Below are 14,279 nucleotides of genomic sequence, written 5' to 3' on the forward strand. Positions count from 1 at the left end.
CGCCTCCTTTTGCCATGCCCCAAGCGCGGGGATAGACTTGAGCGGCTATGTTCCGGCGGTGGGCACCCCTTGTTCACCGTGAAGTCAACCCGGTGAGGTGTGCCCATGGGCTCAGTGATCAAGAAGCGCCGTAAGCGTATGTCGAAGAAGAAGCACCGCAAGCTGCTTCGCAAGACCCGCCACCAGCGCCGCAACAAGAAGTAAGACCTCTCGAACAGACCCCGTCCGGCACTCACGTGCGGGCCGGGGGTTTGTTGTGAACGGGTGGACGGTGGAGGGAGCCCGGTGAGCGTACGCATCACGGTCCTCACCCGGGCTGGCTGCAGCCTGTGCGTCGACGCAGAGCAGGTCGTCGCACAGGTGGCGGAGACCCGGGCTGTCGACGTGACCATCACGGACATCGACACGGACCCCGGGCTTCGAGATCGTTACGAGTGGGACGTCCCCGTCGTGCTGGTCGACGGCCGGCAGGTGGGCTTCCACAGGATCGACCCCGTCCGCCTGGCGCGCGCAGTCGATGCGCGCCTGGCGGCGGACGTCTGATCGGTGCACGGATCCGGCTGATCAGCACACAGGACCGGCCTGCGGGCCGATCGCAGAGAGGAGAGCGGAACGCGGTGGCACAGACCCTGTCGGCTGCGACGGCACCGGACGGTGCTGGACGGTCGACTCCCATCCCCGCCGTCTCACGCATGCCCGTCTATCTGGGCGCGCTGACCTCTCTCACCGCATCGGGCCGCACCACCGCATCCAGCGAGGATCTCGCCCGCACCTGCGGCGTCGGCGCCTCCATCGTCCGCCGCGACCTGTCGCTCCTCAACTTCACCGGTCGCCGGGGTGTCGGATACGACGCCCACGACCTCGCCGACGCGATCCGGTGCTTCCTCGGCATCGACCGGCTGCGCCCCGTGGGCGTCGTCGGGGCCGGCCGCCTGGGCACCGCTCTCGCCCACTACCTCTCCGACCCCCAGCACGGCTTCTCCGTGCAGGCGGTCTTCGACGCGGCACCCTCCCGCATCGGCCAGCCCGTGGGCGGACTCACCGTCACGGACATCGCCGACCTGCAGCGATCCGTGGACACGCTGGCCCTCGAACTGCTCGTCATCGCCGTTCCCGCCGCAGCAGCCCAGACCGTCGTCGACGCCGTCGCGGGAACATCCATCAGGGGGCTCCTCAACTTCGCCCCCGTCCCCGTGCGCGGCCCCGCCGGCGTCGAAGTCCGACACGTCGACCTGGCCACCGAACTGCAGGTCCTCTCGCACTTCGCCCCCGCACACCATCCGCATCACTCGCCCGGTCCCCTGGAGGCAGAGACGTGACCACCCTCGTCCTCGGAGTCTCACACCGTTCCGCTCCCATGTCCGTGCTCGACGCCGTCGCGCTGTCGGGGACGGACGTCGACACGCTCACCGACACAGTCCTGGGGAGCGAGTACGTCGACGGAGCTCTCATCCTGTCGACCTGCAACCGCCTCGAGATCGTCGCAGACGTCAGCGCGTTCCACGGCGGGCTGGCCGACATCGGCGCCGCGCTGGTGGGCGTCACAGGCATCGAGTGGGCGGAACTCGCCCACCACGTGTACGTGAGGTTCGACGACAAGGCCGTCGAGCACCTCCTCACCGTCGCCGCCGGCCTCGACTCGATGGCGATCGGCGAATCGCAGATCCTCGGCCAGCTCCGCCACTCGTACAGCGCGGCCCAGGAGGAGGGGCGGCTCACGGGTGAGCTCAGCCGCACCATCCAGGAATCCCTGCGGGTGGGCAAGCGCGCCCACGCGGAGACGGAGCTGGACTCCGTCGCCCGCTCGCTGCTCGACACCGCACTCGTCGAGGCGGCCGGGCACATCGGCCCGCTGGCGACCGCGGACGTGCTGGTCGTCGGGGCGGGCGCGATGTCCGGCCTGTCCGTCGCGTCTCTTGCGCGCCAGGGGGTCGGCTCCGTCACGGTGCTCAACCGGACCCTCGACAAGGCGCAGCGACTCGCCGACACCGTCGACGGACGCGCACGCGTCCTCACCCCCGAGGTCCTGGCGGAGGAGTTCGCCCGCGCGGACCTCGTCATCTCCGTCACCGGCGCCCGCGGGACGGTCATCGACCAGGACACCGTCACGGCGTCGCTCACACACCTCGACGAGGGAGCGCGGCCTGCCAACACGTACGTCGTCGACCTCGCCCTGCCCTTCGACGTGGATCCGAATGTGGAGACCCACGACCACGTCCGCATGATCGGTCTCGAAGGGCTGTCCTCGATCTTCGCGGACTCCGCGTACACCGCGAGCTCGGGCGTCGTGCAGATCATCTCGCAGGTGCGCGCGATCATCCAGGAGGAGCTCGCGGCGCTGTCCGCCAGCCGCCGCGCCCGCCAGATCGCCCCCACTGTCACCGCCCTGCGGCGCCAGGCCCGCGACACGGTGGACCGGGAGTTCGAGCGCCTGTCGCGCAGGCTGGGCGACCAGGTGTCGGAGAAGGTCCTCGACGAGGTGCGGCAGTCGCTGCGCCGCGTCGCCACCACGCTCCTCCACACGCCCACGGTCCGCGTGAAGGAGCTCATGGGCGCGGACAACGATTCGATCGACTACGCGGCGGCCCTCACGACGCTCTTCGACCTCCAGCGCACGCCGGCTCCCGGAGCGCAGGCGGCCGCGGGTGCCTCGGCAGCACCCGCTGCGGGGAGCGCCACCATGGGGATGTCCTCCGCGGAGATGTCCGCGACCGGCTTCTCCTCCTTCGCCGGCGACCTCGACGCGGTCGCCGCGATGGCCGCCTCACCCACGATGACCGCGGTCGCCTCCGCGACGACCGCGACGCCTGTCATGGACACCGTCCCGCTGGCCGCCTCGTGGATCCCGTCGGGCGGATCCGCCGAGGCCGAGGCCCCTTCGGCAGAAGAGGCCCCCTCAGCAGAAGAGGCCGCCTCGGCTTCCCACCACATCGCGGCCGACGGGCAGAGCCAGGTCGCGGACCACACGATGGACGTCGTCGAACCGGAGCACCCCACAGGACGCACGGTCCGACTGGGGACGCGCCGGTCACGGCTCGCCCGCTCGCAGTCCACGGCGATCGCCCAGCAGCTGGCCGCACAGACCGGCTGGCGGATCGAGATCGTCGAGGTCGTCACCGAAGGCGACGTGAACATGACGCCTCTCGCGGCGTTCGGCGGCACCGGCGTGTTCGTTTCCGCGGTGCGCTCGGCGCTGCTCACCGGGTCGATCGACATCGCCGTCCACTCGCTCAAGGACCTCCCCACCGCGCAGGCCCCCGGCATCCACCTCGCGGCGGTGCCCCCGCGGGTCGACCCGTCCGACGTGCTCATCGGGCGCGACGGGATGAGCCTGTCGCAGCTGCCGGCGGGGTCCGTCATCGGGACGGGATCGCCCCGGCGCGCGGCACAGCTGCGCGCAGCGCGCCCGGACATCGAGGTGACCGGGGTGCGGGGCAACGTCGACACCCGGATCCGCCACGTGACGGAGGGTCGCCTCGACGGTGTCGTGCTCGCCGCCGCCGGAGTGCGCCGCCTGGGCCGCATCGACGAGGTGACCGACGTGCTCGACGGGGCCGTCATGCTCCCGGCGCCCGGCCAGGGAGCACTCGCGATCGAATGCCGTGACGCGAGCGCCGACCTCTCCGCGGACGACGCGGCCCTGCGCGACGGACTCGCCGGCCTGCACGACGAGGCGACCGCGCTGGCCGTCCACAGCGAGCGGGCCATCCTCAACCGTGCCGAAGCCGGCTGCTCCGCACCCATCGGAGCCCTCGCCACCCTGGACGGCCGCTCCCTCGCGGTGACGGGCGTCCTCGCGGACGAGCAGGGCAAGCTGCTGCGCGTGTCCCGGACGACCGAACTGCCGCGCCACGATGCCCAGACGCACGCGGCGGACGTGCGACTCGCCGCGGAGCAGCTGGGAGCCGACGTGGCAGTCGAACTGCTGGACGGCCTCGGCATCGACCCCCGGAAATCGGTGGGCGCGAACGCACCTCAGACACACCTCGGCAACGCAGCACCCGCAGCAGACGCCGACCCCATCCCCGACACACCAGGAGGTGACGACAGTGCCGACACCCGCTGATGAAGCGTTCGGAGCACTCGCCGTGCCGACCGTCTACTTCCTGGGCGCAGGCCCCGGCGACCCCGCTCTCGTGACGCGACGCGGGACGGACCTGCTCGCCACCGCCCCGCTGGTCGTGTACAACCACTCCGTCCACGACGGGATCCTCGACGCCTACGCGGGCCCGGACGTGCAGCGCATGGACGCGACGGAGCTGGGTCAGGCCGCGACGACACGCGGCCGCAAGCTCGCGGGCCTCGCCCGTGAGCACGGCAGCGTCGTGCGGATCGTCCCGCACGACGGCGTGCTCTTCTCGACGACCACCGACGAAGCGGCCTCGGTCCGCAGACAGGGCGTCGACTTCGAGATCATCCCCGGCGTGGGGGTTGCGGCCTCGGCAGCCGCCTACGCGGGAGCACCCGTGACGACGAACCGCGTGCGCTCCGTCCGGCTCGTCGAAGCCGGCGAGCAGTCGCACCTGGACGTGTCGAAGCACCGCAACACCGGACACGTCATCAACGGTGAGCGCGACGACGTCATCGACGCGCTCACCGCGCTGCTGGGCGACGGCTGGGACTCCGACACCCCCGTCCTCCTCACGACGGAGGTGTCGACGATCGAGCAGCTCACGCTGGAGACGACGTTCGGGCAGGCGGAGTCCCGCCTGCGGACGGAGGTGCCGACCGGCACGCGCGTGACGATGTTCTTCGGCCAGGGCGTCGCCCAGCACGCAGAGCTCGACTGGTTCGAGTCCCGCCCGCTGTTCGGCTGGCGCGTGCTCATCCCGCGCACCAAGGAGCAGGGGCGGTCGACCGCCCGAGAACTGGCCGAACTGGGCGCGATCGGCACCATCGTGCCGACGATCGCGATCCAGCCGCCCCGCACGCCCACCCAGATGGAGCGGGCGATCCAGGGACTCGTCAACGGGGACTACCAGTGGGTGGGACTCACCAGCGTCAACGCGGTCCGCGCGGTGCGCGAATGGTTCGAGGAATTCGGGCTCGACACACGGGCGCTCGCCGGTGTGCGCGTCGCAGCAGTGGGCGGACCCACCGCGGACGCGCTCATCGACTGGGGCGTGACCCCGGACCTCGTGCCCTCCGGGGAGCATTCCGCCCGAGGCCTCGTCGAGGACTGGCCGGACCGCGACCCGCAGTCGGACCCCGGCGCGCGGGTGCTCCTGCCGCGTGCCGACATCGCGACGGAAGTCCTCTTCGAGGGACTTCAGGAACGCGGGTGGGACGTGCACGACGTCACCGCCTACCGGACCGTCCGTGCGGCACCGCCGCCGGCACCGGTGAGAGAATCGATCAAGTCCGGCGACTTCGACGCCGTGCTCTTCACGTCGTCGTCCACCGTCCGCAACCTCGTCGGCATCGCGGGGAAGCCTCCCGCCAGCACCGTCGTGTGCGCGATCGGACCGGCGACGGCGCAGACGGCACAGGAGCACGGCCTCGACGTCGACGTCCTGGCGGACGAGGCGAACCTGGGATCGCTCATCAGCGGTCTCGTCGACTACGCGGTGAAGAGGCGCACGGAGGACCTGGCGGCCGGACGCGCGCCGCTGCGGCCTTCGCAGACCCGACCGCTCAAGAAGAGGTGACGAACGTGGACAGCAGACCGGTCTATCAGTTGGCAGACGGCGCGACGAGACCCCGCCGCCTGCGCGCGTTCCCCGCCCTCCGCCGGCTGGTGAGCGAGAACCGCCTCCACTCCGCGGACCTCATCCTGCCCATGTTCGTGAAGGAGAGCCTCGACGCGCCCGCCGAACTCACCTCGATGCCCGGGGTGAAGCAGCACACGCTCGACTCCCTCCTCGAGGACGCGCGTGCCGCCGTCGCCGCCGGGGTGGGCGGGCTCATGCTGTTCGGCATCCCGACGGTCCGCGACGAGCAGGGCTCCCAGGGCGACGACCCTGACGGCATCCTCAACCGTGCGCTGCGCCTGCTGCGGGACGAACTGGGCGACGACACCGTCATCATGTCGGACCTCTGCCTCGACGAATTCACCTCGCACGGACACTGCGGCGTGCTCGCCGCGGACGGCTCCGTCGACAACGACGCGACACTCGACCGCTACGCGTCGATGGCCGTGGCACAGGCCGACGCCGGTGCTCACGTCGTCGGGCTGTCCGGGATGATGGACGGACAGGTGGCCGCTGCGCGTCACGCACTCGACGCGACGGGCCACCAGGACGTCGTCGTCCTCGCCTACGCCGCGAAGTTCTCCTCCGCGTTCTACGGGCCGTTCCGCGAAGCGGTCGACTCGCAGCTGACGGGAGACCGGCGCACCTACCAGCAGGATCCGGCGAACGGACGCGAAGCGCTGCGCGAACTGGAGCTCGACGTGTCGGAGGGCGCGGACATCGTCATGGTGAAGCCGGGCATGCCGTACCTCGACGTGCTGGCGGACGCCGCAGCGGCGAGCCCCGTCCCGGTCTGGGCGTACCAGATCTCCGGGGAGTACGCGATGATCGAGTTCGCCGCCCGGGCGGAGGCCATCGACCGCATGCCGGCGATCCTCGAGAGCCTCATGGCGTTCAAGCGCGCAGGGGCGGACGCAGTCCTCACATACTGGGCGACGGAGGTCGCCGCACTCCTGAACGACCGGTCCGCAGGGGACTCCTGATGCGCTGGCTCACCTCCGAGCAGATGGTGGCATGGCGGTCCTTCCTGGACGCCCACCAGCTGCTCATGACCCGACTGGACCGTGAGCTGCGGACCGAATCGACCCTGGGCCTCACCGAGTACACGATCCTCGTGCGCCTGTCCGAATCGGACGACCGCACGCTGCGCATGGCGACCCTGGCGGCGGACACGGGGGTGTCGCGGTCGCGGCTCACCCACATCGTCGCCCGGCTCGAGGAGCGCGGGATCGTCGAACGGGAGAAGACCGACGAGGACCGGCGGGGTGTGCGCTGCAGGCTCACCGATGACGGGTTCCGCCTCCTCGCGGACACCGCGCCCGTCCACGTGACCGGGGTGCGCACCCACCTCATCGACCTGCTGGACGAGAAGGAGATCGAGGCGATGGCCGGGATCTTCTCGAAGGTCCTCACCCACATGCGGGCGCTGCCGACCGACGCGCGCGTCACCGTCGAACAAGCGACGGAGGTCGACACGTAAGGTCCCGCGCACGCGCCCGGCCTGCACGAGTCCGGCCTGCACGAGCCCAGCCTGCACTCGCCCAACCTGCCCCCGCACGTCCCACCGAGCCGCACGTCACCGACGGAGAGGAAGTCCCATGACTCACCCCGCCCCCGCATCCGCCGCACTGTTCGATCGCGCTCGCGCCGTCATCCCGGGAGGAGTGAACTCCCCGGTCCGCGCGTTCGGCGCGGTCGGCGGCACGCCCCGCTTCATCGCGCGCGCGGACGGTGCGACGCTCACCGACGTCGACGGTCGCGACTACGTGGACCTCATCGGCTCCTGGGGTCCCATGATCCTCGGTCACTCCCATCCCGAGGTGGTCGCCGCGGTCCGTGAGGCCGCCGGCCTCGGGTTCAGCTTCGGCACCCCCGCCGAGGCCGAGGTGCTGCTCTGCGAGGAGATCGTCTCCCGTGTCGAGCCGGTCGAGCAGGTGCGCCTCGTGAACTCCGGGACGGAGGCGACGATGTCGGCCATCCGTCTGGCCCGCGGCGTGACGGGACGGTCGAAGATCGTGAAGTTCGCCGGCTGCTACCACGGCCACGTGGACGCACTGCTGGCCGCCGCGGGGTCGGGTCTCGCGACATTCTCCCTGCCGGACACGCCCGGGGTGACCGGGGCCTCGGCGGCGGACACGCTGGTCCTGCCCTACAACGACCAGGAGGCGCTCGCAGCCGCGTTCGCGGAGCACGGTGAGGACATCGCGTGCGTCATCACGGAGGCGAGCCCCGGCAACATGGGCGTCGTCCCGCCGGTCGACGGCTTCACGCAGCTCATCCGGAAGCTCACGAAGGCACACGGCGCACTCATGGTCTCCGACGAGGTCATGACGGGCTTCCGCGTGTCGGACGCCGGCTGGTACGGCTACGAGTCGAAGCGGGACGGCTACCCGGACGGCGCTGCGGACCTCTTCACCTTCGGCAAGGTCATGGGCGGCGGTTTCCCCACGGCCGCGTTCGGCGGTCGCCGCGACGTGATGGAGCACCTGGCACCTGCGGGACCCGTGTACCAGGCGGGGACCCTGTCCGGGAACCCCGTCGCCTCCGCGGCCGGCCTCACGACCCTGCGGCTCACGCGGGAGCTCGACGTCTACCCGCGGCTGGAAGTGGCGGCGGACACGCTGCGCGCAGCCGTCGGGGAGGCGCTCACGGCGGAGGGCGTCGCCCACCGCATCCAGAGCGCGAACTCGATGTTCTCCGTCTTCTTCACCGACCGCGAGGTGCGGGACTACGACGACGCCCGCACCCAGGACACGCAGGCGCACGCCGCGTTCTTCCAGTCGATGCTCACCTCCGGCGTCCACCTGCCGCCGTCGGCGTTCGAAGCGTGGTTCCTGTCGTACGCGCACACGGACGACGTGCTCGACCGCATCATCACGGCCCTGCCGGCCGCGGCGAAGGCGGCCGCGGCTGCCGCCGGGAATGCGGCAGAGGGGTCGGAGTCCTGATGGTGCAGCTGCGCATCCACCTCGTCCGCCACGGCGAGGTCTACAACCCGGAGGGGATCCTCTACGGCCGGATCCCCGGCTACGGACTCTCCGAGCGGGGCTTCGAGATGGCGGAGCGGGTCGCGGACGTCCTGCCGGAGAAGGACCCGCACCTGCGTGCGCTCGTGTCCTCACCGCTCCAGCGGGCGCAGGAGACGATCGCACCGCTCGCCTCGAGGCTGGGGCTGCCGGTCTCCCTCGAGGAGCGCGTCCTCGAGGCGGAGAACGACTTCGAGGGCACGAGGGTGACGAAGGAATCGCTCATGCGCGACCCCCGCTCCCTCTACCTGGTCCGCAATCCGATGCGCCCGTCGTGGGGCGAGCCCTACATCGACCAGGCGATGCGCGTGCGTGCCGCGATGATGTCGCTGCGCTCCCGACTCGCGGCGATCGCCGCCCGGGAGGGGCTCGACGAGGTCTCCGGAGCGATCGTGTCCCACCAGCTGCCGATCTGGTCGACGCGCCTCTGGACGGAGAAGCGGCCGCTCGTGCACGACCCGCGGAAGCGGCAGTGCGCACTCGCCTCAGTCACGAGTTTCTCAGACGGGTCCGGCACACTGGACGTCGTGGAATACGACGACATCGCACGTGACATGCAGCCCACCCAGCCGGGTACAGGGGCATGAGGGGAGACGACCGAGCACGCGCTGTCAGCGGGAACGCAGGGTGGAATCCCCTCTCGACGCGCCGCGGTGCGCTGGGGATCCTCGGGCTGTCGGGCCTCGCACTGGCCGGCTGCGGCTCCTCCGGGTCGGAGGACCTCGCAGAGCAGGCGCGCTCCGGTGAGGACAAGGGCTACGTGTCCGGCAGCGGCGTCATCACCCAGCTCACGGGTGACGACCGCGGCGAACCGCTGGACCTCTCGTTCGATCTGCTCACGGGTGAATCCGCGAGTCTCGCCGATTGGCGGCCCAAGGTCGTCGCGATCAACCTCTGGTACGCCGCCTGCCCGCCATGCCGGGTGGAGGCACCGGATCTCAACGCCACGTACGAGCACTTCGGCGACCAGGTCGAGTTCCTCGGCGTGAATGTCCGCGACCAGGCGGCGACGGCAGAATCGTTCGTCCGCTCCTTCGAAGTGCCGTACCCCATCATGATCGACGGGGACGGGTCGATGGTGTCGCTGCTGTCCGGCGTCCTCCCGCCGCAGGCCACACCGTCCACCGTCGTCCTCGACCCGTCCGGCCGCGCAGCCGCCCGTGTCGTGGGAGCTGTGACCCGGTCGACGCTCACCGGCCTCATCGAAGACGTCCTCGCCGAGTGACCGAGGTCGTGGGATCCGGACTGGGTGAGTCCTTCGCACAGACGGTGCTGAGCGGCCCCCTGCTGCTGGCGGTGCTCGTCGCGGCACTCGCGGGCGTGGTGTCCTTCGTGTCGCCGTGCGTGCTGCCGCTGGTGCCCGGCTACATCGGCTATGTGACGGGGCTGTCCGGGACCTCGCTCGAGGACCGGAAGACGTCCCGCGTCGTGATGGGCGTCAGCCTGTTCGTGCTGGGCTTCGCCGCCGTGTTCGTGGCGATGGGCGCCGCGTTCTCCACGCTGGGCATGTTCCTCAACGAGTGGCTGGGCGTCGTCAACCGCATCCTGGGCATCGTCGTGATCCTCGCCGGAGTGATCTTCATGGGAGGCATCCCGTTCCTGCAGCGGACCACGCAGGTCACGCGCCGGCCACGTGCCGGGCTGGCCGGCGCCCCCGCGCTGGGCGCGGTCTTCGCCCTGAGCTGGGCGCCGTGCATGGGCCCCACGCTTGCGGCAGTGCTCGCGCTGTCGACCGGTTTCGGAGCACAGGGCGCACTCATGCGCGGAACGCTGCTCACGTTCGTCTACTGTCTGGGACTCGGCATCCCCTTCCTCGTCGTCGCCGTCCTCATCCACAAGGGACTGGGCAGGCTGGAGTGGGTGCGGAGGCACCAGGTCGGCATCATGCGGGCCGGTGGGATCATGCTCATCGTCCTGGGCGTGCTGCTGCTGAGCGGAGTGTGGACGATGTGGATCAACAGCCTGCAGGGCACGATCGCAGGATTCGAGGTGGTCATCTAGTGAACGCGCAGAAGAACGCGCCCGACATCGGTGTGGTCGGGATGCTGCGATGGGGCTGGCGTCAGCTCACGACGATGCGGGCGGCGCTCATCCTGCTGCTCGTCCTGGCACTCGCGGCGATCCCCGGGTCGCTGCTGCCGCAGCGCATCCAGGACCCCGGCGCCGTCTCGACGTTCATCGAGGAGAACGGGGCACTGGGGAACTTCCTCGACGCCGTCCAGCTCTTCGACGTGTACACGTCCGTGTGGTTCTCCGCGGTGTACATCCTGCTCATGGTGTCGCTGGTCGGCTGCATCATCCCGCGCGCCCGACAGCACTACCGGGCGATGCGACAGGACCCACCGCTCGCACCGCGGCGCCTCACCCGGATGTCCGCCTACAGCACCACGCCCCTGTCCGACGGGTCGACGACCCGCGCCCCGGACGACCTCCTCGACGAGGCGCAGTCCGCCCTGAAGAAGGCCGGCTACCGGATGGTGCGGACGGACGACCACATCGCGGCGGAGCGCGGATACCTCAAGGAGACCGGGAACCTCGTGTTCCACGTGTCGATCCTCGTGACCGTCATCATCATGGCGCTGGGCGGGCTGTTCGGGTACTACGGGCAGAGGGTGCTCGTGGAGGGCGAGACGTTCTCCCACTCGCTCGTCTCCTACGACTCGTTCGAACCCGGCACGTACTTCGACGCGAGCGAGCTGCCGGAGTTCCGCCTCACCCTCGACAGCCTGGAGACGCGCTTCGACGACCAGGCGGAGGGCGCACAGTTCGGACAGCCGCGGCGGTTCGACGCGCAGGTCACCCTCGACACCCCGGACGGGTCGGAACGGTTCCTCCTGCGACCCAACGAACCGGTCCGCGTCGACGGCGCGCGCGTCTACCTGATCGGCAACGGCTATGCGCCGGTCGTCACGACCCGCGACGCGGACGGAAACGTCACCTATTCCGGCCCGGTCGTGTTCCTGCCGCAGGACGGGGTGTACACCTCCACCGGCGTCCTCAAGGTGCCGGACGCGAACCCGGACCAGCTGGGATTCGGCGGGGTGCTCCTGCCGACCGCGGGGAACAACGATCAGGGCGAGCTCGTCTCCACGTTCGCGGAACTGCGCAATCCACTGCTCGTCATGGACGTCTACACCGGCGACCTGGGACTGGACACCGGTGTGCCGCAGTCGGTGTACCAGCTGGAGACGGACGACCTGGCGCGGCTCGTCGACACCGACGGATCGGATTTCCAGCTGGTCATGCGGCCGGGCGACACCGCCACGCTGCCGGACGGCCACGGCACGGTGACGTTCGAAGAGATCCGCAAGTACGCGGCACTCGACGTGCACCACGACCCGGTGCAGGTGTGGATGCTGCCCTTCATGCTGCTGCTGTTCGGCGGTCTCGCCCTGTCGCTCTTCGTCCCGCGCAGGCGCGTGTGGGTGCGGGTCAGCGGCGATGACGTCGAGATCGCAGGCCTGGCGCGTGGGGAGGACCCGCGAGTCGATGAGGCCGTCGCAGAGCTCACACAGGTTCTCGCACTAGAGTCTGTCGAGCCCGGAACCGCATCGCCGGACTCGGACACCGCACAGAATCGCACGGGGAAGTAGAGGTCATGGACGTCAACGTCGCACTGGCACAGTGGTCGAACCTGCTCATCTATTCGGCGATGGCGGTGTACGCGGTCGCGTTCATCATCTACGCGTTCGACCTGTTCGGCCCCGCCTTCGCAGGGGAGATCCCTCAGGCCGGGTCGAAAGCCCGCCTGAAAGCCGGATCGGACGCCCGTTCGGACGCCCGCTCGAAGGTCTCGGCCTCGGCACGCCGCGGGGGGACGGGCAGCAGTACCGCGACCGCCGTGCTCGACGGCGGGAGTGACGGCGCAGGCTCGGATTCCGCCGCGGGTGCCGACGCGGGTTCCGGGGCCGCCTCGAAGACCCCGGATCTGCGGCGCTGGGCGCGTGCCGGCACAGCCCTCACCGTCCTGGCGGGGCTCCTCCACGTGGCCGCCATCGTGACCCGGACGCTCGCGGTCATGCGTGTGCCGTGGTCGAACATGATGGAGTACGCGCTCATCGCCTCCGCGATGGTGACAGTGGGCTACCTCGTCCTGCTGGCTGTGCGTGACGTGCGGTACCTGGGCACGTTCGTGACGTTCTCCGTCCTGCTGACCCTGGGTCTCTGCATCACGGTGTTCCACACTCCCGCCGCGCAGATCATCCCCGCGCTCAACAACTACTGGATCTGGATCCACGTCCCGATCGCGATCCTGTCGACGGTGCTGCTCTACCTGTCCGCGATCATCGCGATCGTGCAGATGCTGCGCAGCCGCAGCGAGTCGAAGCCGTGGCGGGGACCGCTGCGCTTCATCAACATGCTGCCGCGGTCGAAGGAGCTCGAGAAGATCTCGTACCGCCTGGCCGCCGTCGGCTTCGTGACGTGGACGTTCACGCTGGTCGCCGGGGCGTTCTGGGCGGAGATCGCCTGGGGCCGCTACTGGGGCTGGGATTCGAAGGAGATCTGGACGTTCGTCGTCTGGGTCGTCTACGCGGCCTACCTGCACGCCCGTGCGACGCGTGGGTGGACCGCGAACCGCGTGGCCGTCCTCAACCTCGTCGGCATCGCGACGGTGCTGTTCAACTTCTCCGTCGTCAATCTGTACTTCAACGGACTCCACGCGTATTCGGGAGTGTGACCGCCGACGGCGCGGCGGGCCCGTGATCCCGTCCGGAACTGCCGCGATCCCAGCCGGAACGGCAGTGCCCGCAGGGATTCCGCAGTGACCCCGGTGGATCGGGGCAGTGCCCCGCAGGGGTGAAGCAGTGAGAGCGGCGTGAGCCGCGGTGGGTCAGTCGAACTCGCCGCGCTCGCGCCGTTCGCGGCGCTGCTGCTGTTCCACATCCTCCGCGATGCGGCGGAGGAAGTCCGGGTCGTCGTCCGGAGCGGAGGGGCGTGCGACTCTGCGGCCGCCGAACCCGCCGTCGGCCCGTTTGCGGCCGATGAGGAACCACAGCCCGGCACCGATGATGGGCAGCAGGAGGATCACAAGGATCCATGCCCATTTGGGGAGTGCGGCGACCTGGTCGCGCGGACGCGCAGCGCAGTCGAACACGCTGTAGAGCGTGATTGCGACGGCCAGTACGACGGCGACGATGATTCCCCTTGCCATACCCACAATCCTAGTCGACGCCGGTCTGCCGGATGCTGAGGGTTCGCAGTGTTCAGGACACAGTCTGAGAACGGTGCGGCAGGCCGGTCACTACACTTGAGGATCATGCGCTCTTTCCTCCTCTACAACGTCGCCCGCCTGGGGCTTCTGGTCGGCTGCGTCCTGGTCATCTGGACGATCTGGGGCCGTTCGCTCTGGGGCGCGGTCGCAGGGATCGTCATCTCCGCGCTGCTGAGCTTTGTGATCCTCGCCCCGCTGCGGGAGAAGTCCGCGGAAGAGCTCATCGGCGGGGTGGAGCGTCGTCGCGAGGAGAAGAAGAAGGCGGCGAAGAAGCCGCGCCGTGACGAGGCCGACGAGGACCGCACGATCGACGACGCGTGACCGTCACGCTCGGCCTTCGAGCGGTCGCGC

Annotated in this window: 15 protein-coding genes; 14 read left to right on the forward strand and 1 reads right to left on the reverse strand. The window is 70.1% G+C overall.

Annotated features, from left to right (window positions below):
• Positions 1-105: 105 nt before the first annotated feature.
• From JFC09_RS13190 to ccsB, 13 genes are all read left to right on the forward strand, one after another.
• Positions 106-204 (forward strand): 30S ribosomal protein bS22, encoded by a 99-nt coding sequence (locus JFC09_RS13190; protein ID WP_005504750.1) that lies wholly within the window; start codon positions 106-108, stop codon positions 202-204.
• 81 nt (positions 205-285) lie between these two features.
• Positions 286-543 carry a glutaredoxin family protein gene (locus JFC09_RS13195; RefSeq protein ID WP_198394490.1) on the forward strand — a complete coding sequence of 86 codons (258 nt, stop codon included), beginning with the start codon at positions 286-288 and terminating at the stop codon, positions 541-543.
• A gap of 74 nt (positions 544-617) precedes the next feature.
• The gene (locus JFC09_RS13200) at positions 618-1,319 is read left to right on the forward strand and encodes a redox-sensing transcriptional repressor Rex (protein WP_198394491.1); all 702 of its coding nucleotides are present in this window, start codon (positions 618-620) and stop codon (positions 1,317-1,319) included.
• A complete protein-coding gene (gene hemA, locus JFC09_RS16930) occupies positions 1,316-4,066 on the forward strand; it encodes a glutamyl-tRNA reductase (protein WP_198394492.1) in 2,751 nt (916 codons plus the stop codon). The genes JFC09_RS13200 and hemA overlap by 4 nt, the downstream gene beginning before the upstream one ends.
• Positions 4,050-5,648 (forward strand): uroporphyrinogen-III synthase, encoded by a 1,599-nt coding sequence (locus tag JFC09_RS13210; RefSeq protein WP_198394493.1) that lies wholly within the window; start codon positions 4,050-4,052, stop codon positions 5,646-5,648. The genes hemA and JFC09_RS13210 overlap by 17 nt, the downstream gene beginning before the upstream one ends.
• Positions 5,649-5,653: 5 nt before the next feature.
• Entirely contained in the window at positions 5,654-6,673 is a 1,020-nt protein-coding gene (gene hemB / locus JFC09_RS13215; protein WP_198394494.1) for a porphobilinogen synthase, read from the forward strand.
• Positions 6,673-7,170, forward strand: a complete 498-nt coding sequence (locus tag JFC09_RS13220; RefSeq protein ID WP_198394495.1) for a MarR family winged helix-turn-helix transcriptional regulator — start codon at positions 6,673-6,675, stop codon at positions 7,168-7,170. The genes hemB and JFC09_RS13220 overlap by 1 nt, the downstream gene beginning before the upstream one ends.
• Before the next feature lie 118 nt (positions 7,171-7,288).
• On the forward strand, positions 7,289-8,638 hold the full coding sequence (gene hemL / locus JFC09_RS13225; RefSeq protein WP_198394496.1) for a glutamate-1-semialdehyde 2,1-aminomutase: 1,350 nt from the start codon (positions 7,289-7,291) through the stop codon (positions 8,636-8,638).
• On the forward strand, positions 8,638-9,303 hold the full coding sequence (locus JFC09_RS13230) for a histidine phosphatase family protein (RefSeq protein ID WP_198394497.1): 666 nt from the start codon (positions 8,638-8,640) through the stop codon (positions 9,301-9,303). The genes hemL and JFC09_RS13230 overlap by 1 nt, the downstream gene beginning before the upstream one ends.
• Complete coding sequence (locus JFC09_RS13235; protein ID WP_198394498.1) at positions 9,300-9,941, forward strand: TlpA family protein disulfide reductase; 642 nt, start codon at positions 9,300-9,302, stop codon at positions 9,939-9,941. Before JFC09_RS13230 ends, JFC09_RS13235 begins: the two co-directional genes overlap by 4 nt.
• Positions 9,938-10,717 (forward strand): cytochrome c biogenesis CcdA family protein, encoded by a 780-nt coding sequence (locus JFC09_RS13240; protein ID WP_198394499.1) that lies wholly within the window; start codon positions 9,938-9,940, stop codon positions 10,715-10,717. Before JFC09_RS13235 ends, JFC09_RS13240 begins: the two co-directional genes overlap by 4 nt.
• Complete coding sequence (resB, locus tag JFC09_RS13245; protein WP_332839771.1) at positions 10,717-12,309, forward strand: cytochrome c biogenesis protein ResB; 1,593 nt, start codon at positions 10,717-10,719, stop codon at positions 12,307-12,309. The genes JFC09_RS13240 and resB overlap by 1 nt, the downstream gene beginning before the upstream one ends.
• Positions 12,310-12,314: 5 nt before the next feature.
• A complete protein-coding gene (ccsB, locus tag JFC09_RS13250) occupies positions 12,315-13,394 on the forward strand; it encodes a c-type cytochrome biogenesis protein CcsB (protein ID WP_198394500.1) in 1,080 nt (359 codons plus the stop codon).
• A 153-nt stretch (positions 13,395-13,547) separates the two neighbouring features.
• Here the strand turns inward: ccsB and JFC09_RS13255 are convergent, their stop codons facing one another.
• Positions 13,548-13,868: a PLDc N-terminal domain-containing protein gene (locus JFC09_RS13255; protein WP_198394501.1), complete on the reverse strand. Its 321-nt coding sequence runs from the start codon at positions 13,866-13,868 to the stop codon at positions 13,548-13,550.
• A gap of 105 nt (positions 13,869-13,973) precedes the next feature.
• Between JFC09_RS13255 and JFC09_RS13260 the strand changes: the two genes are divergently transcribed.
• Entirely contained in the window at positions 13,974-14,249 is a 276-nt protein-coding gene (locus tag JFC09_RS13260; protein ID WP_198394502.1) for a DUF4229 domain-containing protein, read from the forward strand.
• The last annotated feature ends 30 nt before the right edge of the window (positions 14,250-14,279 follow it).

The organism is Brevibacterium yomogidense (assembly GCF_016107685.1).
GTDB lineage: Bacteria > Actinomycetota > Actinomycetes > Actinomycetales > Brevibacteriaceae > Brevibacterium > Brevibacterium yomogidense.

Bases quoted from the DNA above. Each gene is read 5' to 3' on its own strand.
- JFC09_RS13230 (WP_198394497.1), top strand. From the start codon at position 8,638: ATGGTGCAGCTGCGCATCCACCTCGTCCGCCACGGCGAGGTCTACAAC.
- JFC09_RS13190 (WP_005504750.1), top strand. From the start codon at position 106: ATGGGCTCAGTGATCAAGAAGCGCCGTAAGCGTATGTCGAAGAAGAAG.
- hemL (WP_198394496.1), top strand. From the start codon at position 7,289: ATGACTCACCCCGCCCCCGCATCCGCCGCACTGTTCGATCGCGCTCGC.
- ccsB (WP_198394500.1), top strand. From the start codon at position 12,315: ATGGACGTCAACGTCGCACTGGCACAGTGGTCGAACCTGCTCATCTAT.
- JFC09_RS13260 (WP_198394502.1), top strand. From the start codon at position 13,974: ATGCGCTCTTTCCTCCTCTACAACGTCGCCCGCCTGGGGCTTCTGGTC.
- JFC09_RS13255 (WP_198394501.1), bottom strand. From the start codon at position 13,868: ATGGCAAGGGGAATCATCGTCGCCGTCGTACTGGCCGTCGCAATCACG.
- JFC09_RS13235 (WP_198394498.1), top strand. From the start codon at position 9,300: ATGAGGGGAGACGACCGAGCACGCGCTGTCAGCGGGAACGCAGGGTGG.
- JFC09_RS13220 (WP_198394495.1), top strand. From the start codon at position 6,673: ATGCGCTGGCTCACCTCCGAGCAGATGGTGGCATGGCGGTCCTTCCTG.